Raw genomic sequence first — 15,628 nt, 5'->3', positions numbered from 1 at the left:
CCTTACGGATTATGTGTAACGCATACGCGGGCTCGAATTTATAAAGATTTCACTATGTTAAATTTTAGTATTTTTAGCTCTTTGTGTATTTCTCTCGGGGCGGGAAGGAGGCCCCAATTGCGAGGTCACACTTCTCGCAGAGGCGGCGCTGCCCCGCAGCACCGCATTGCTGCGCTCGCCCACAAACCCCACCCATCCCCCGACGACGCTAGCGGTGGTGCGGACTACGTCCGCGTTAAATTTTATAATCGCGGCTCGCTTCTTTAAAATTTCTTTCGCGATTTTAAAATTTCTTGCCGTAAAAATCGTAAAATTTCAATTGCACTACAAATCGGCGCCGTATTTTGCTAAAATACCGATAAAATTTTAAAGGATGAAATTTGGAAAATTTTGCTTTTCTTCTAAATTTAGTGATATTTTGCATCTTGGTTTTTATGTTTTTTAAGATGCGCAAAAGCGGCGAGCAGGCGGGCAAGCCGCAGATCGCCACCGACATCACGCGGCTTAAAAGTATCGGCGAGCTGAGCGTTTTTAAAATTTACTCCAAAGAGATCGTCACGCGTAAGCAAAACGTAGGCAGCGGGCTGCTGGGCTCGCTCGTCTCGCCGCTGATGACGAAAAAGCAGATCGCCATCATCTTCGAGTTTGAGATCGAGTTCGTTTACGACCTGCTAAGCCCCGGCTTTGCGATACTACCGCAGGGCGAGGATCGCTACGAGATCAAGATGCCGCCGTGCAAATACAAATACTCGATCAAAGATATGAAAATTTACGACGAGAAAAACGCCAAGCTGCTGCCGTTTCTGCTGCCCGATTCGCTAAACGGGCTATTCGGCGCGAGCTTTGACGAGAGCGATAAAAACCGCCTCATCGACGACGCCAAGGACGAGGTCAAGCAGCTCTCGCTAAAAATCATCAACGATCTGGGCGGCAAGATCCATAAATCCGCGACCGACACGCTGGAGGCGATCGCCAAGAGCTTCGGCGCGAAGGAGGTCGGATTTATCTTCCAGGACAAGGCACTTGAGACGATAGACATCGCAAGCAGCGAGATCGCAATCGATAAGTCGCTAAAATCGCAGATCGAGAAGTAGATGGAGCTTTTTAAGGCGCTTTTTAAAATTTACTTCGCCCGCATGCTTGCGTTTATGGATGCCTGCGCAAGGGCTTGGCAGCGATTTTATGAGCCGATCAGGCTGCGCAAAGAGAAAAAGCGCCTGCGCGCGAAGGGCTATTTTACCGAGGATGCGACGTGGGCGGAGTTTTTTGCGGATTTTAAATTTTGCAAATGCTTCATCATCAAAAAAATCCTCTATCCGAACTTCTACGCGATCAAAAACTCCTCCAAATGGGAGGCGGGCTCAAAGCGAGCTAGTTTTTCGGTGGGCTCGTTTGCATACGACGAGATCGCGTGGGTGTGGGTGCCGCGAGGCTTTGACGGCGGGCGAAAAAACGATCTGGAAAAGCTAAAAAATCTACTGCAAAAAATCCCCGCGCTACGCTACGAGCAGAGCGATACGGGGATTAAAATTTTCGGCTACGAGTAAGGTAATTCGGCCGGCGAAAATTTGGTGATGAAATTTGGTGATGCGCTCGCGCCGAGAAATTTCACGCATTCGCTGCGAAATTTCGATACGTTAGCGCCTCGTACATGCACGTTTGCTCAGCGTGAAATTTGCACGCTCTGGGCTGCTGCGAAATTTCGCGCAAATACCCGCTGCATAAATTTGATGCAAAAAGCGGGCTTGCATTTTGCGCGTAAATTCTGCGCGAGCGTGCGTCTGTGCGTGGGATTTGCGCGCGGCAGTTGTTTTTGGTGCGGCGTCTTGCGGATTTAAATTTATGCGCTCAATCGCGTCGTATTTTTGATACGCGGCACGGCACGGAATTTTGCCGTTTAGGAAGCGCGCCGTGCGGCAAATTTCGCAACAGAAAATGTCGCATCAATTTCACCGCATTCAAATTTCGGCAGGTAAAATTTGCCTTGCGGCATCGTGTCGCGCAAAAATTCGCCGATCGCGGCGCAAAAACAGACGCGCTCAATTTCGCGGTAGAGATTTCGGCGCGGCACAATTTGTGGATGCGAGACTGCGCCGCAGCGGTTCCAGCGATGTGGCAGATGTAAATTTAAAAATAAAGAGCAAAAATGGTTCAACTACTACTTGATAAAGCGAGGGCTCTGCTTGCGCCCGCGCCGAAATTTTATTTCGGCCTATGCGGCGCGGTGGGTGTATTTTGGCTCGTCGTCGCGCTTAATTTGATCGTTTGCGCGGCGCGGGCGTATTACTTTTACGGCGTGGAAGATCGCATATTTTCGCGGATCTTTGAGGATTTTTGCTGCATTTTGATCATAAATTTGCTCATCTTTCATCTCTGCTTCGTCGTTTTTAGAAGATTTTTCGGGCTTGCCGCTCTGTTCGCGCTGGCGATCAATGCGCTTTGTGCGGCTATCTCGCTCTTTTTGGTCATTTTTTTCGACTCCGCTTTTAACGTCGTCGCGCTCGATGCGATAATCCACACCGATGCGAACGAAAGTAAGGAATTCGCCGCGCAATTTCTCAGCGCGGGCGTGATCTGCTCTTTGCTCGCATTCGCGACCGCGACGTTTGTCGCGCTGAAGTTTAAAAAAAGCTCGTGCAGCGCGAGGCTGCGAGCCGCATTTAGCGTGATCTATCCGATTTGTGTGGTCATTTTTTGCATTTTTACGGCGACCAAAATCGCAAGCGGTGGCGAGCGTTATCGCGCGACGCTCGGCACATACGCTCCGCTTGAGTTCGCGTTCGTCGTAAAAGATTATCTCGGCGATGCAAATTTCCTTGCCGATCTGCAAAGCATCGAGCGTGGCTACGACGAGGCGAAGCGGGCGAATTCCGCGCTTGATTTTAACGCAACGCAGATTAAAAACGTCGTGCTGATTATCGGCGAGAGCCTGCAGCGCGGCCATATGTCGCTTTACGGATACGGCAAAGATACGACGCCTTTGCTAAACGATCTGCAGCGGCGGGGGCTGCTTATTAAATTTAGCGATACTGTTTCGTGCTACGGCGCGGCCAATCCCGCGCTGATGCGGATACTTAATTTCAGCGACTACGAAAGCGAGCGCGAAAGGCCGTGGTTTGAGAGCCTTAGCATTATCGATATGTTCGCGCTGAGCGGCTTTAGCACGATGTGGATCAGCAATCAAGAAGCCTTCGGCAAATTTGCCCTTAGCGCAAAAAGTGCCGCCGATCGCGCCGAAAAAAAGCATCTTTCTTTCCACAAGCGATCAGCTCGATAGCATGCGAGTCGCGCACGACGGCGCGCTGCTGCCGATCATCAAAGAGGCGAAAAAATCGCAGCGCGAGCGAAATTTCTACGTCGTGCATCTCATGGGAAATCATATGGACTATAAAAAACGCTATCCCGAGGAATTTGATAAATTTAAAAGCGACGATATCGCCTTACCGTTTACGCAAAAGCAAAAGGTCGCCCTCGCGTGCTACGATAACAGCGTGCTGTATAACGACTACGTGGTGAATGAAATTTATCGGATGAGGACAGCCTCATCGTCTATCTCAGCGATCACGGAGAGAATATCTATGAGCAAAACGGCCTCATCGGGCACAACATCAATACCCGATTCACCTACGAAATTCCGCTGCTTTTCATCGCTTCAAAAAGCTTTATTGCCGATCATGCGGAGCTTTGGCGACGCATAGGCGCGGCGAAGGACGAGCCTTTTATGAGCGACAATCTGGCTCACGTGCTCGCCGATATTTTAGGCATAGAGCCGCTGCAGTTTAACGTGCGCAAAAGCCCGCTGCGCGATGAATTTGACGCTTCGCGCAGGCGAATGACGAACGGGGTGGATTACGACGAAAATTTAAAAGGTAGGGGAGGATACGGGCGGTAAACGGCTCCGCGCCGAAATTTAAGGCTTTACGCGCCGTATTGCTTCCGATGCCGTCTACGATCGGGCCGGCTCGAAGCTGCACTTGATTTTGCCGCGAGCGTCAAATTTAACGCTCGTATTTTCGGCGCAAAGCGACCGTCTAACGCAATCGCGCTCGGAAATTTACCAATATCGCGGGGCATTTGCTACGAGCCCGCAGCATCAATTCGGCGTTACCGTTGCGCTGCAAATTTATGCGCCGGCGTGATGCTAAATTCGTTTCTTGAGGATGGGCGATTTTTGCGATTTCACAATGTAAATTGAGCGAAATTTATTGCGTTTGTGCTTTAAATTTACGCCGCAAAACGAATATTTTTTAATGCTACTTTAAAAATTTAATAGTTAATAATTCTCTAATATTGATAGGAGTATAATACATTTCAAATTTTAGCGTGCAAAAGCGTCGCTAAATTGAGTTCGCTTGCCGCTATTTCATCTCGCATTTATGGAGGAGTTCAAAATGCACAGTAAAACTATCGGCGCGAGTTTATCTTTGGCGCTCGCCGGCCAACTTTACGCCATACCCGTTGCGAATCCGCTTACGATCGATAAAACCACGGATTTAAATAATTACGACGCCTATGAAAAAGATGTCGACGACGGAACCCTAACGGTAAAAAATCCGACCGCCGCGCAGATAATTATGCTCGATAGCCAACCGAGCGATAATTCCCCGTTGAATAATATCATCGTAAATAGCGCCACGGCAGCCGATCAGACGCTTAAGGGCAATGCTTTGACGATGAACGGCGGTACGCTCAATAGTATAAACGTAGCTTCCTCGCAGCAGGACGGTACCGTATTTAGCGAAAATACACTGAATCTAAACGGCGGTGAGCTCAGGAAAACGCATCTCGTTGAATCAAACGGTAGAGCTACGGCTACGAAAAATGTCTTAAATTTAAACGGCACTATGATTTATCACGGTCTTTCGGTTGTAGATATCAATGGAGGTGCGGCGAATGAAAATACGCTTAATATCAACGGTACCAAAGGCGAACGTTTAACGACTACCTTTACCACTGCGTATCTCGGCAATAGCGGCACCGCCGATGGTAACGTTTTAAATATCAACGGCGGCACGATCGGCGATTCGTTGAGCGCTATGCGGGCCGCATTTGCATGGGGAAATAGTAAGCTTACGAACAACGTCGTAAATCTCAAAGATGCGGACGATCTTCGCGGTAGGATAGACGTTGCAAATATAATGTGGGCACACGACGGTGCGGAAGCGAGAGATAACGTGCTTAACGTATATGTCCGCGATAAAGATTGGAGCCGATTGGATCTCTGCGTCGCATTCGGTCGGGAAAACCAAAAATTAAGCGGCAACACTTTCAACGTCTACGGCAAAAACGATACGTTTAAATCGATCGCGGGCTTTGAAAAACTCAATTTCTATCTAGCCGCGGATACCGCAAACGACGAGACGATTTTAAATTTAGTAAGCGGCGAGCTAACCGATATAAGCAAAGCGACTATCGGCGTGGGTATAGCAAACGGAGCGGATAAGCTCAAATCGGGCGATCGCGTAAATCTCATAAAAACCGCAAGTGGGATAAAATTCGGCGATATGGCTAACCACTCCGAACAGTTAGTTCAAAGCGGGCTTTCGACTGCCTATACATTCGCCTTGCGTAGCGCTAACGACGATAAAGACCTGATCGCCGACGTAACCAAAATCACGATAAATCCCGATCCGCAGCCTCTGCCGAATTCCGATCGAATCGGAGCGAAGCTAATGGCGCAAAATAAAAATACGCTGGAAACCGGCGCCGCGGTGCTGGGCGCGATAAATCAAAGCGACGATATCCTTTCGGGAATAACGGATACCGCAGACGGAACGTTTGCGTATGCGGGAGGTTTTAATATGCGCTACAATTCCGGCTCCTATGTAGAAAACAAAGGTATCTCCGTGCTCGCAGGAGCGATGGGCCGTATTGGGGACGGCGCGAGCCTGGGAGGATACGTAGAAACGGGCGGCGGTAAATATGAGAGCTTCAATGATTTCGCCGTCAAAGGCAGCGGCGATCTCAAATACGCGGGGGCGGGCATTGTGAGCGAATTCGACTTGGCGGAAAATTTCTATGCCAAATCGGGAGCCAAAATCGGTCGTATCAAATCGGACTACGAGGCTTCTCTGGCCTCGGGAAGGGCCGAATACGACGTAACGAGAACCTACTACGGGGCAAATTTAGCCCTCGGCAAGATTTTCGAGCTGAGCGCTAATCTCAATGCGGACGTTTATGTCAAGGGCTTTTATACGCATATCGATTCTAAGAAAACGGAGGTCTTGGGCGAGGGCATCAAGCTGGAGGGTATCGATTCTGTAAGAAGCAGGGCAGGCGCTCGATTTAATTTCGACGTAAGCGATAACGTGGAGCTTTTCGCGGGAGCCGCTTTCGAGCGAGAATTTAAAGGCAAGATCGGCGGCTATAATAGTACCTACGCTATGGATATTGATGCCGCGAGCGTCAAGGGCAATACCGCTATCGGCGAGATCGGCGCGAAGTATTCGAGCGGCAAGCTGGATACTTCCTTGAAACTAGAGGGTTTAAGCGGCAAGAAAGAAGGGATCAACGCGGGATTGCGCTTCGTTTATAAATTTTAAGCGGCTAAAGTATGCTCTAGCCTGCGTCGGTGCAATCAAAGGGCGGGATTGAAATTGAAATCGGAGCTTTTAAATTTAGGTATAAAATCAAATTTTTTAGCTGCATACTATTGAAAAAGAGTGGGCTTGCCGAGCGCATCGTCTCGGGAGCGCAAACGACGGATAAAATTTCGTTTGGATACGAGCCGATATGCCTGCAAAAGGCGTATGCATTGAATTTGAAACGCCCGCTTTCATTATGCGCGATGAAGATATTTTAAACTCAAGGCATCGTAACGTCGCGATGTAAATCTCAATAGTCGCATCGTAGCAAAGTTTGCAAACCTTTCGCGGCGCATTTTTCGCTACAATTTACAAAACGGCGTCAAAAAAAAGCGAGCGTCTTTGGCGCAGACGCTTGCTAGGCCCCTGCTACGCCGCGTTTGCAAACGCCGTCGCCGATACGCTCGGGCTGAGCGGTGCGCAACGAGGATTTAAAATTCCAAACTCCGCCTTTGCAAGATGAAATTCCGCGCTTATTTCGTCGCACCGTAAATTTTAAAATGTGCGAAATTGTACCGCTTAGGCGATCGAAAAACAATCGCAATGCGGCGATTCAAATTTAAACCTCTCGCGTAAAATCGTCGCCCTGCGCGCCTAATGCCACAGATCCTGCGAGCTCGCGGAGTTTTTCATATTAAGCCACGCAAGAAGCAGCACTACGGACGCCAACGGATTTAAGATTAAATTTAGCAGTTCCATGCAATTTATGAAGCCCATCGTTATAGCGGCGGGAGCCGGTATTTTAAACATCATGCCGTAGATGATATCTGCGGCAACATCAACGATTAGCAGCGCGGCATATACGGCGAAAAGTCTGCATCCTGTGGCGGCGCGCAACTTAAAATTTATAATTATCCAAGCGAGCGTAACCGCAAATATCAAATACGGCACGTATATTTGCAGCCTATTACAATCACATCTTCTGAGTATATAAATGGCTGAAAAATATAGCAGCGTCGCAAGCGCAATGCTGTAAGCGTATTTGAAGATTATAAAAACCTGCGGGCCCGTGATATTTTGGATGTTTTTAAGCGCGTGGTAAAGGAATGTGAAAGCAAAAATCCACACTAAGATTTGAGAATCCAAGTACGCGATCTCGCCTTTTATAGAATACGCTACGCTTGCGACCAGTAGGCAGAGCGCGCCGAGCGTGCCTTGCAGCTTCGCTCTTTGAAAATCTTCGTTCATTTTATCCCTTTAAATTTTAATGCGCAGCTCGCTACGATGCGGGCGCCGCTTTGATTATCGCCGCGCGGGCTTTATTAGCTCCGTTACGAACGCTTCATGCTTGGCGCACTGCGAGGGCTATGTCCGGCGCGCCGCGACGTTTTATGTCCATCGCCGCTATGGAGACTTTAATCTGGTATCGCCGTTATGATGCTTGAATTTGCCGCCGCCGCTCGCGTAATACGTTTTTGAAATGGGATTTTACGCAAATTGTGTTTAAAATGGATTTAACTTTTTAAATTTAAAAGCAGCGGAGTAGCTTAAATTTATAACTATCCAAATGCCATTACTATAAGCATTAAAAACGTTTATTTTTGGTTTTTAAATTGAGCTGTTTTTAGTAAATTTTGCTTACAAATTTTGTATAATTTTTAAGATTTTATCTCGAAAAGAGGAGCGAGTATGAGATTTATCGTTATATTGTTTTTGGCGGTCGGCAGCTGTTTTGGAGGCAATATAACCGACTTTCAAAGCTTGGAAAAATTTATCAAAGACGGGCAAGCGAAAGGATATTTTCCTAAAAAGATTTTAGTGACGCAAGGATTTGATACCACCGTATTAGAAGACGTGAGTTTAAATTTTAGCAAAACCATATATTGGGATATAAATTCTCGCTGCAACCAAAACGCAGACGAAATCATTATAGCCGAAAGCGATACGAGGCACTCTATAGTTTGCCCCGGAAATAACAACGTCTATATTTTGACGGGCGGCAGAAGCGATGTGGAAGACCCATGGGGAAACGATATTTTCGTAATGGGCGAGAATGATGATAAAGTTTCAAAAAGCTGGGGTACAAATATATTTATATTCGGCAAAAGATGGGGGCATGATAAGATAGAAATTGGCGATTCTAGGATAAATCCGGCGTCAAACCCTGAATACAAAAACGAATTTCCTTACGAGTTTAGCCACTTTTTCATCTTTGATAGCGGGATTAAAAAGGATGATTTAGTTTTTAACTTCAACAAGATAATAAATTTAAAAACAAACGACTCTATAGAACTTACGGATTTAAATGGTATAAATTTGATTTTTAAAGACGAGCCGGGTAAATACTGCGGTACAAATTCATTAAAGGAGATTTACGACGAAAGCTATCCCGTCGCACCCAAAATCGAAGAAAGATTGAGCGCGGATGAGATACAAACGCTGCTTCATAAAACGGCATATTCAGACAACGCCGAAGATGCTAAAAAATACTGCGAAATGGGCGGCGATCCGAATTTTAAAGGTCATGAAAATACCACTCCCATCGAAATGGCGGTAATGTTAGGTAGCGAAAATTCGCTTCGCGCGATGCTAGAGTGCGCAAAAAGACTGACCGATAGCGCAATGATGATGAGCGTATTCGGAAGCCAACACGACGATGAGAAGAGTTTTAGGCTTATAAAGCTTTTAGAAAAATACGGTGGAAATTTTAAAGCAAAGGATAGGGATGGTTGCTCCATGGTAAATTATGCGGCAAGTTCTCATAGTCTAGAAATCGTAAAATATCTAGTAGAAAGAGGCGCCGATCCAAAAGCTAGATGTTCTCATAACCAAAGCGTAACTCCATCGGATTGGGCAAGGAAAAACGAGGATAAAAGAGTATATGAGTATCTAAAAAGCCTAGAAGCCAAATAAAAGCTATGCTAAATTTGACTTCTTTATCGTTTGCTTTGAATCAGCGCGATTAAATTATTAGCGTTTTTGATGCTGATAGCAAGGTGCAGCAAGCTTTTATGATATCGATTTGGCTTATGGCTGCAACGACGGAACTTATTTATGTGCCATCTAGAATGGGCGGCATATCGGACTCTCTAGAGCACCAAGATTTGCGACTATGCCAAAAGGCTTTAAGTTTTCGGCGAAAATTTTATTTTGCATTATTTTTGTTGAAAATATATAATTTAATCCAAAATTTATATACACTTCGCTATCATTTCATTTTTAATTTCGCGGCCCACTCGTCTAGTGGTTAGGACGCTGGCCTCTCACGCCGGTAACAGGAGTTCAAATCTCCTGTGGGTCACCATTACTCATTTTTACATCTATTTATATTAATGCATAATCATTTACAGATTACCGATAGCAAGGCGTTTTAGGGCTATTTTCAATTTATATTAATTTATATCGATTTATAATTATTTTCGTAAAAAATGTATAACTTTCTGTATAACAAGGGTATAAAATGGCTAAAATTTTAACCGCGACGCAAGTAAAGAAATTAAAATTTGAAGGTAGCGGCAAGCTCAAGGCGTATTCTATCGATAGCACGTGCGCGCTGTATCTCGTGTGTTTCGCAAACGGCAGCAGATACTACAAGCTACGCACAAAAAGAGGCTACACGACGCTAGGAAGTTTCGATGATATAAGCCTTGCCGAAGCTAGAGAAAAAGCAATGAACTTGCGTAAATCGGGCGCGAGCGACGAGCTACAAAAGCAGAAGCTAAAAGATGTTTTCTGTGCGTGGCTGGATATTAAAATTCCACCCGAGGATAACGAGAAAATAAGGCAATCCCGCCGTAAAATGATAAATCGCGTAAATAAACATCTGCTGCAACCTCTAGGCAATATGCCGATAGATGAGATCGGCACAAAGGAAGTGATCGCGGCCACCAAGGGCGTGAATTTTGCAAGTGCTAAAAAGATAATCCCAATCCTGCGCGACGTGCTTAAATTTGCTCGTGCCCAAAACGCGGCAGGCGATATATCGTTTATTTATGAGATCATCGATGATATGAGCGAAATTTACCCTAAAAAGAAAGTAGAGCACAGAAAGGCGGTGACGGATCCAAAGCGCTTAAAAGAGATTATAGAAGCGGTCAGAGACGCCCTTATAGAGCCGACGATTAAAAATCTTTTCTTTTTCAATCTGATTATGGCGCAACGTCCGCATCAGATCAGAGAGCTTTGTTGGGATAGGATAGATGGGGATTTTGTGTATTTCAAAGAGACCGACAATAAAACGGGAGTAAATGCGCGCTTGCCGCTTCCGAGGCAGGCAAAACAAATTTTAGAGCGCCAAAAAGAAGTAAGCGCAGAAGGGATAGTTTTCAAGTCGAGCACTTACTCTGTGCGGAGCGGCTGGGCTATCTCGGACGGCACGCTATTAAAAACGCTAAAGCGCTTGGGCATAGCCGATCTGCACGCGCACGGCTTTCGCTCGATGTTTGCAACCTTTGCTATTCGGGCAACCGACGGCGAGAGGGCTATGTTTGAAAAGCGTATCATTGATGAAGTATTATTGCATACACCCGGTAATGAAGTGGATAAAGCATATTTCAGGGACTTCAACTCGCGGGAGCATTTGCGGGTATTGCAGTGGTGGGCGGATTATTTAGAGGGGCTAGCACCCCTCTTTTAGTTTCTTGATATCCTCGTTGAGCCAATCAAGGGGATAGCGAATTTCGCCGTTAAAAATTATGAAGCGCGGCATAAACTCCCATTTGCCCTTATTTTTCGGCATTCGCATTTTAGCAAGAATATTGCTATTTTCGGAATAGCCTAGCATAATCGAAGCCTCTTTTTGCGTCAGTAGTCTTTGATTTTCGGTAATCATTTCTTTTCCTCCGCTAAAGCTTCATCTAACTTTTTATCTAATAGTTTCAATGCTTTTTCTAAAGTATCGCTACCTTGCAATTTTTCTATCCCTATCTGCCCCACTTTTACGTTAGCGGCGATATAAAGGGTGTTTTTGGACGGGTATAGAAAAGCAAAAATCACAACAGATATTGATATTTTAATGATGCACCTCGCGGTTTTTACCATTCGCGCGCTCGTGTCGTCGTTAAATTGAACGCCGCCAAACCACAACATTATGCCTGCTAAAAGGACGCAGAGGCTACCCAACAATAGCGGATACATCTTATCAGACAGATCCGCCAAGTATAATAGCAATAAAATTTTATTCATCGCCTATCCTTTCATACGTCATTTCAAAAATATCAGGCTTGCAAGGATAAATTTCTCCCCTAACGCCTTTGATAATATAGTCGCCATTATCGGCGTGCATAGTACCCTCAAGGATTTTTATATCTGCTTCTATTAACGCTGAGCAGTCTTCAAAGGGGTTTTCTGGCTCATAATTGTTTTTGAACATCGTGATAATATTATTCTTTGCTACTTCGCCCATAAACCAATCTGCCATAAAATCATATCCTAGCCTAAAAGCTTCAATTTCTACGGGCTTTTTTCTGTATTTCATCTTTCAATCCTTTTTAAAATTTCCTTTAGTTGTTTCAAATTTAGGCTGAAAAGCTTTTGATGTATCTTTTCCACAAGCGCGCCTTTTTCATTATGCTTCTGCGCGAAATTGTCAATTTTTTGCAAAAGCTCGCGCTCTTTTTCTCGATCAGGACTACTCATTTTGTATCCTTCATTTTTTGTATTATCATATCCATTTTATTGACATCGAACCGACAATATACTATCAGCACAAAAACAATTATGCTGATGATAAACATAACGTATGGTGTAAATATACCGCCCGCCAAAGACAGCGGCTTTATCTTGCTTTTTATTTGTAGTTCGTAGGGGGATAGGGAGTATAATGCAAGAGCATACATCGTAAACGCATAACAGTTGAGCGTTACGCCCCAGAATATGAAATTTAGCATTTTATTCTCCTTTCAATCCGCTAAAGAAATTTAAAACATCGCCTGCTATATACCAGCACCAAATCGATACGCCGATGATAAGAAGCGCGGTTAATACGCCATAGATCGGCATTATGATGTTATAGTTTTTTTCAGGCAACACATAGTCTCTTAGGGCGGTATTCCATTCTGAAAAATGAACCTTGATGAGCGACCATACGATAACCCAAATAGAAAGTATCGGCGTCATAAGAATACCCCACGCCTTGATATAAGTCAGTATAAACATTTCAATCTCCCGTCAGCCCAGCCTAAAAATATCGCTCTTAAGAACAACCTCAATAAGTCCCAAAATTATGATGTAGAGAATTATAAAGTCTAGTTTTTTATTAATTTGGTCCATTCCTCATCCTTTTCTCGCGGTAATCTAAATCCGAGCGCGTAAATAGGCTTGGCGCTCGCTTGCTCGTGAAACTCCAGCATATTCAAGCCCTCTTTGCTACATCGTCTATCTAGCATATGCCAATCCCCCGCCTCGTCTTGGTATTCCCAATACCAAAGGACGTCATCGGCTTTGATAAAAATTCGCTCGAAATGTTCGTATTCCCCAGTGCATCGAAACCCCATTTCGTCTTTTGCCACATATTCTCCATCTATTAAAAGTACTCGAAAAATGTCGCCCCTATAAAGAGACTGCCCCTCTTTTTCCAAATGGACGAGCATGTCGCCTATTTTAAATTTCGGCCCCCTTTTCTCTTTGGGTTTGACGCGATATTCAAATTTATCCCAAACCCAAAGCGGAAATTTTGCTTCGCTCCAGTCCTCTTTTTCGTTTTCTTTTATTTCTATCTCCTCACCCCTATCGTAGGCTTGCATAACCTCGATCATTTCTTGTGTTGTCATTTTGTATCCTTTCATATTACATAAGTTAGGGGCGTCTTTACCGCATACTCGGTCATCGTGAGCTTTTGTTTTTCGTCTAACATTATCCCTGCTCGCCTATTTTTAGTAGAATTTCGCATAATCGCGTCATTACGGGGCTGCGCCCTAAATATACGCCATAAGTCCTATAATCTTCGCCGCGTCTAGCATACTCTCTAGCTTCGCGATCGCTGAAAGTGAATACCATTCTTTCGTCCACCGTCCATCTTTGCGTAGTCGGATAATAAGAATAGTCGCTCAATTCCTCCCGATCTCTTATGTAGCTTTGCAAATCGTAGTTATCATCCACATTCAAAAGAATACCAAGTTCCTTTATTAGCTCTAGTTTTTGGGCGTCACTATCGGCATCTACTAGGTTTTCGTGTATTCTGTCTATTAGATATGCTTTTGCCCGTTCAAGTCCTTCAGCCGCGGCATCCCCCTCGCTAAATAGCGTCCAATTGTCGGCGAATTCTTCATCCGTAATAATAAGCTCTTTCTTTTGGACCGTCAGGCCATAAGGTTGGGCAGTGCTTCTAGTGTCTTGGGCCAACATTTCTTTCCCTAAATTTATTAGAAAATTTGTATCGTCATCCGATAGATAAAGCGGCATCTTTTTTTCTACTGTCATTTTGTATCCTTTCTCTTTGTAATTTGGTTGCCTACTATACGTAAATCTTTTTCCTCATTCAGCTCGTTAAAACATTCTTTACATAGGTGGTCATATTCATCCAGACCCGTGTATTCCTTGGCGTCTTTTCCGAATTCGTAAATTTTGACGTCATCCTCGCTGCGTGCGCCGCAGCTATCGCATACACATATGACACTCATTTTATATCCTTTAAAATTTTTGGATTCTCGTAGATGTTGCCGATGACTTCGCGGTTCAGCGCGTCGTGAAACAAAAAGAATATCTCTCTTTCACATTCGATCAGGAACGCAGCGTCACCCGCCCAGTATCTGACCGTGCCCATTCTTTTGCTACCGTCAAGTCTTGAAATAAATTTGACGATGTATCCAGTATAAATTTCTACACCGTTTTTGTCATTTGTGTCCGTATATTGCATAAGTGTAATTTCATCGTTCAGCTCGTATTCCCACACACCGCCGTCATCATCCATAATTTCTACTATTTGATCTTTAAAATTTATGCTTGCAACATCCCATATCTTCCCTGCACGAATATCTATTTCAAGAGGATGGCTATTCTCATCGGTCAAATCGTAAATATACGCTTTAAATTTAATTCCTCTCATTTTTTTTCTCCAATAAGAACCCTGGGTTTTTATGAATATTTCCCACAATATCCATACTGCCCGCCGGCGTATCGGTGAAAGGAAAAAATTCTTTCTCATCCGACAAAAAGCCAAGGGCTCCTTCTTGAAACACTATAATTCCCTCATCTCCCGGCAAAGCGTCCGTATCATACGAGATCACGACGTCGCCTTCACAAATTTCGATACCATTTTGGTCAACTTCGCCCGTATATTGCATCAATACGAAACGGTCGCCTTTTGCGGAACTACGAGAAATCAATGAGCTTGGCGCCAAGGCACAATCTATATATTCACCGTTTTGTAAATTTTTAAAGAAAATTTTATAGTTCCTGCCGTCTAGGAATTCTATTTTATGCACGAACACCATAACTTGTAGGCTTTCGAGCCATGCTCTAAATTTAATCTCTCTCATCGTTCTCTCCTTTATATAATTTTTCTATAATTTGCTTTGCTCGCTTCTCTCATAGCCTCCCGCTCACGAGCCAGAAACTCTGTGCGCGCTTCCTCGCTCATTGCCAAAAGCGCTTCTAGGTTCTCGCACATCTTCTCTACTATCTTTCCGCCGCGATGCCACTTAAAGCGTAGAAATCGTTGAAGCACATTTAAGTGTGGCGAGCCCGTGCCTTTGTGCGCGATCCACGCAAGCTCATAATCGCTTGCGACTAGTTCGATCGCCTCATAATACAGCCGCTCTACCCGCTCCCTAAGCGCAGGCGTGATCGGATCTTTAAAGGCTAGATAGTAGTGCTCCGTCTCTATCTGCAATACTCCGCCTACTTTACGAAAGCGATCCGCACGCCCAATCTTTCGGTCTTTACTAGCCTGCACGTCTATCACGTAGAGCTTTTTATCCTCGCGCTTTGCAAATTCTCTAGCGTTCATCCACATAGGGATCTCTTTCAGCGAAATATTCCGCATCGTCTATCTCTCTGTCATACGCCGCGTCAGCTCCGTAATCCTCCCACCATTGTGCCTCTGCTGCGACGCGCCATTCATCGAAGTCGCCGTATTCGTTTAGCCACTCTGCGTCATTCATCTT

The 15,628-nt window shown here is 44.9% G+C and carries 21 protein-coding genes, 1 tRNA gene and 1 pseudogene; 9 read left to right on the top strand and 14 right to left on the bottom strand.

Annotated features, from left to right (window positions below; genetic code table 11):
• The first annotated feature begins 380 nt into the window (after positions 1-380).
• The 6 genes and pseudogenes from Q0323_RS10735 to Q0323_RS10710 all read left to right on the top strand — a co-directional run bounded on the left by Q0323_RS10735 (position 381) and on the right by Q0323_RS10710 (position 6,542).
• The gene (locus Q0323_RS10735) at positions 381-1,094 is read left to right on the top strand and encodes a DUF4230 domain-containing protein (protein WP_298054398.1); all 714 of its coding nucleotides are present in this window, start codon (positions 381-383) and stop codon (positions 1,092-1,094) included.
• On the top strand, positions 1,095-1,547 hold the full coding sequence (locus tag Q0323_RS10730; protein ID WP_298054397.1) for a hypothetical protein: 453 nt from the start codon (positions 1,095-1,097) through the stop codon (positions 1,545-1,547).
• A gap of 599 nt (positions 1,548-2,146) precedes the next feature.
• A complete protein-coding gene (locus Q0323_RS10725; RefSeq protein WP_298054395.1) occupies positions 2,147-3,277 on the top strand; it encodes a sulfatase-like hydrolase/transferase in 1,131 nt (376 codons plus the stop codon).
• A gap of 1 nt (position 3,278) precedes the next feature.
• Positions 3,279-3,706 (top strand): annotated as a pseudogene (locus Q0323_RS10720) (sulfatase-like hydrolase/transferase); the annotation flags it as partial.
• Between the two features lie 15 nt (positions 3,707-3,721).
• On the top strand, positions 3,722-3,892 hold the full coding sequence (locus Q0323_RS10715) for a hypothetical protein (RefSeq protein WP_297990526.1): 171 nt from the start codon (positions 3,722-3,724) through the stop codon (positions 3,890-3,892).
• Between the two features lie 499 nt (positions 3,893-4,391).
• Complete coding sequence (locus tag Q0323_RS10710) at positions 4,392-6,542, top strand: autotransporter outer membrane beta-barrel domain-containing protein (RefSeq protein WP_298054389.1); 2,151 nt, start codon at positions 4,392-4,394, stop codon at positions 6,540-6,542.
• Between the two features lie 636 nt (positions 6,543-7,178).
• Here Q0323_RS10710 and Q0323_RS10705 read toward each other — a convergent pair.
• Positions 7,179-7,772, bottom strand: coding sequence for a hypothetical protein (locus Q0323_RS10705; protein ID WP_298054387.1), 594 nt, complete (start codon positions 7,770-7,772; stop codon positions 7,179-7,181).
• A 441-nt stretch (positions 7,773-8,213) separates the two neighbouring features.
• Between Q0323_RS10705 and Q0323_RS10700 the strand changes: the two genes are divergently transcribed.
• The 3 genes from Q0323_RS10700 (at position 8,214) to Q0323_RS10690 (ending at position 11,160) form a co-directional block, all read left to right on the top strand.
• Positions 8,214-9,437, top strand: a complete 1,224-nt coding sequence (locus Q0323_RS10700) for an ankyrin repeat domain-containing protein (RefSeq protein ID WP_298054385.1) — start codon at positions 8,214-8,216, stop codon at positions 9,435-9,437.
• 316 nt (positions 9,438-9,753) lie between these two features.
• Positions 9,754-9,828, top strand: a tRNA-Glu gene (locus Q0323_RS10695).
• 156 nt (positions 9,829-9,984) lie between these two features.
• Positions 9,985-11,160: an integrase arm-type DNA-binding domain-containing protein gene (locus Q0323_RS10690; RefSeq protein ID WP_298054382.1), complete on the top strand. Its 1,176-nt coding sequence runs from the start codon at positions 9,985-9,987 to the stop codon at positions 11,158-11,160.
• Here the strand turns inward: Q0323_RS10690 and Q0323_RS10685 are convergent.
• From Q0323_RS10685 to Q0323_RS10625, 13 genes are all read right to left on the bottom strand, one after another.
• Positions 11,143-11,355 carry a hypothetical protein gene (locus Q0323_RS10685; protein ID WP_298054380.1) on the bottom strand — a complete coding sequence of 71 codons (213 nt, stop codon included), beginning with the start codon at positions 11,353-11,355 and terminating at the stop codon, positions 11,143-11,145. The two genes, Q0323_RS10690 and Q0323_RS10685, sit on opposite strands and share 18 nt — an antisense overlap.
• The gene (locus Q0323_RS10680) at positions 11,352-11,708 is read right to left on the bottom strand and encodes a hypothetical protein (RefSeq protein WP_298054377.1); all 357 of its coding nucleotides are present in this window, start codon (positions 11,706-11,708) and stop codon (positions 11,352-11,354) included. Before Q0323_RS10680 ends, Q0323_RS10685 begins: the two co-directional genes overlap by 4 nt.
• A complete protein-coding gene (locus Q0323_RS10675) occupies positions 11,701-12,000 on the bottom strand; it encodes a hypothetical protein (RefSeq protein WP_298054371.1) in 300 nt (99 codons plus the stop codon). Before Q0323_RS10675 ends, Q0323_RS10680 begins: the two co-directional genes overlap by 8 nt.
• Entirely contained in the window at positions 11,997-12,161 is a 165-nt protein-coding gene (locus Q0323_RS10670) for a hypothetical protein (protein WP_298054369.1), read from the bottom strand. The genes Q0323_RS10675 and Q0323_RS10670 overlap by 4 nt, the downstream gene beginning before the upstream one ends.
• Positions 12,158-12,412, bottom strand: coding sequence for a hypothetical protein (locus tag Q0323_RS10665; protein ID WP_298054366.1), 255 nt, complete (start codon positions 12,410-12,412; stop codon positions 12,158-12,160). The genes Q0323_RS10670 and Q0323_RS10665 overlap by 4 nt, the downstream gene beginning before the upstream one ends.
• A 1-nt stretch (position 12,413) precedes the next feature.
• Positions 12,414-12,680 carry a hypothetical protein gene (locus tag Q0323_RS10660; RefSeq protein WP_298054364.1) on the bottom strand — a complete coding sequence of 89 codons (267 nt, stop codon included), beginning with the start codon at positions 12,678-12,680 and terminating at the stop codon, positions 12,414-12,416.
• An 89-nt stretch (positions 12,681-12,769) separates the two neighbouring features.
• Positions 12,770-13,294, bottom strand: coding sequence for a hypothetical protein (locus tag Q0323_RS10655; protein WP_298054361.1), 525 nt, complete (start codon positions 13,292-13,294; stop codon positions 12,770-12,772).
• An 82-nt stretch (positions 13,295-13,376) separates the two neighbouring features.
• Positions 13,377-13,943 carry a hypothetical protein gene (locus Q0323_RS10650; RefSeq protein ID WP_298054359.1) on the bottom strand — a complete coding sequence of 189 codons (567 nt, stop codon included), beginning with the start codon at positions 13,941-13,943 and terminating at the stop codon, positions 13,377-13,379.
• On the bottom strand, positions 13,940-14,143 hold the full coding sequence (locus tag Q0323_RS10645; RefSeq protein WP_298054356.1) for a hypothetical protein: 204 nt from the start codon (positions 14,141-14,143) through the stop codon (positions 13,940-13,942). Before Q0323_RS10645 ends, Q0323_RS10650 begins: the two co-directional genes overlap by 4 nt.
• A complete protein-coding gene (locus Q0323_RS10640; RefSeq protein WP_298054353.1) occupies positions 14,140-14,433 on the bottom strand; it encodes a YopX family protein in 294 nt (97 codons plus the stop codon). Before Q0323_RS10640 ends, Q0323_RS10645 begins: the two co-directional genes overlap by 4 nt.
• Positions 14,434-14,554: 121 nt before the next feature.
• A complete protein-coding gene (locus Q0323_RS10635; RefSeq protein WP_298054349.1) occupies positions 14,555-15,001 on the bottom strand; it encodes a YopX family protein in 447 nt (148 codons plus the stop codon).
• An 11-nt stretch (positions 15,002-15,012) separates the two neighbouring features.
• The gene (locus Q0323_RS10630; protein WP_298054346.1) at positions 15,013-15,471 is read right to left on the bottom strand and encodes a hypothetical protein; all 459 of its coding nucleotides are present in this window, start codon (positions 15,469-15,471) and stop codon (positions 15,013-15,015) included.
• Positions 15,461-15,625, bottom strand: a complete 165-nt coding sequence (locus tag Q0323_RS10625) for a hypothetical protein (protein WP_298054344.1) — start codon at positions 15,623-15,625, stop codon at positions 15,461-15,463. Before Q0323_RS10625 ends, Q0323_RS10630 begins: the two co-directional genes overlap by 11 nt.
• Positions 15,626-15,628 lie beyond the last annotated feature (3 nt).

Source organism: uncultured Campylobacter sp., assembly GCF_938030145.1.
Classification (GTDB): domain Bacteria; phylum Campylobacterota; class Campylobacteria; order Campylobacterales; family Campylobacteraceae; genus Campylobacter_B.
The sequence above is the reverse complement of the archived record's forward strand: the minus strand, read 5'-3'. Positions and strand labels throughout refer to the sequence as shown.

Excerpts from the sequence above, each read along its gene's own strand:
- Q0323_RS10730 (WP_298054397.1), top strand. The coding sequence starts at position 1,095 with ATGGAGCTTTTTAAGGCGCTTTTTAAAATTTACTTCGCCCGCATGCTT.
- Q0323_RS10670 (WP_298054369.1), bottom strand. The coding sequence starts at position 12,161 with ATGAGTAGTCCTGATCGAGAAAAAGAGCGCGAGCTTTTGCAAAAAATT.
- Q0323_RS10635 (WP_298054349.1), bottom strand. The coding sequence starts at position 15,001 with ATGAGAGAGATTAAATTTAGAGCATGGCTCGAAAGCCTACAAGTTATG.
- Q0323_RS10655 (WP_298054361.1), bottom strand. The coding sequence starts at position 13,294 with ATGACAACACAAGAAATGATCGAGGTTATGCAAGCCTACGATAGGGGT.
- Q0323_RS10715 (WP_297990526.1), top strand. The coding sequence starts at position 3,722 with ATGAGCGACAATCTGGCTCACGTGCTCGCCGATATTTTAGGCATAGAG.
- Q0323_RS10685 (WP_298054380.1), bottom strand. The coding sequence starts at position 11,355 with ATGATTACCGAAAATCAAAGACTACTGACGCAAAAAGAGGCTTCGATT.
- Q0323_RS10640 (WP_298054353.1), bottom strand. The coding sequence starts at position 14,433 with ATGGATGATGACGGCGGTGTGTGGGAATACGAGCTGAACGATGAAATT.
- Q0323_RS10665 (WP_298054366.1), bottom strand. The coding sequence starts at position 12,412 with ATGCTAAATTTCATATTCTGGGGCGTAACGCTCAACTGTTATGCGTTT.
- Q0323_RS10645 (WP_298054356.1), bottom strand. The coding sequence starts at position 14,143 with ATGAGTGTCATATGTGTATGCGATAGCTGCGGCGCACGCAGCGAGGAT.
- Q0323_RS10710 (WP_298054389.1), top strand. The coding sequence starts at position 4,392 with ATGCACAGTAAAACTATCGGCGCGAGTTTATCTTTGGCGCTCGCCGGC.
- Q0323_RS10660 (WP_298054364.1), bottom strand. The coding sequence starts at position 12,680 with ATGTTTATACTGACTTATATCAAGGCGTGGGGTATTCTTATGACGCCG.
- Q0323_RS10705 (WP_298054387.1), bottom strand. The coding sequence starts at position 7,772 with ATGAACGAAGATTTTCAAAGAGCGAAGCTGCAAGGCACGCTCGGCGCG.
- Q0323_RS10625 (WP_298054344.1), bottom strand. The coding sequence starts at position 15,625 with ATGAATGACGCAGAGTGGCTAAACGAATACGGCGACTTCGATGAATGG.
- Q0323_RS10680 (WP_298054377.1), bottom strand. The coding sequence starts at position 11,708 with ATGAATAAAATTTTATTGCTATTATACTTGGCGGATCTGTCTGATAAG.
- Q0323_RS10700 (WP_298054385.1), top strand. The coding sequence starts at position 8,214 with ATGAGATTTATCGTTATATTGTTTTTGGCGGTCGGCAGCTGTTTTGGA.
- Q0323_RS10630 (WP_298054346.1), bottom strand. The coding sequence starts at position 15,471 with ATGAACGCTAGAGAATTTGCAAAGCGCGAGGATAAAAAGCTCTACGTG.
- Q0323_RS10650 (WP_298054359.1), bottom strand. The coding sequence starts at position 13,943 with ATGACAGTAGAAAAAAAGATGCCGCTTTATCTATCGGATGACGATACA.
- Q0323_RS10675 (WP_298054371.1), bottom strand. The coding sequence starts at position 12,000 with ATGAAATACAGAAAAAAGCCCGTAGAAATTGAAGCTTTTAGGCTAGGA.
- Q0323_RS10690 (WP_298054382.1), top strand. The coding sequence starts at position 9,985 with ATGGCTAAAATTTTAACCGCGACGCAAGTAAAGAAATTAAAATTTGAA.
- Q0323_RS10725 (WP_298054395.1), top strand. The coding sequence starts at position 2,147 with ATGGTTCAACTACTACTTGATAAAGCGAGGGCTCTGCTTGCGCCCGCG.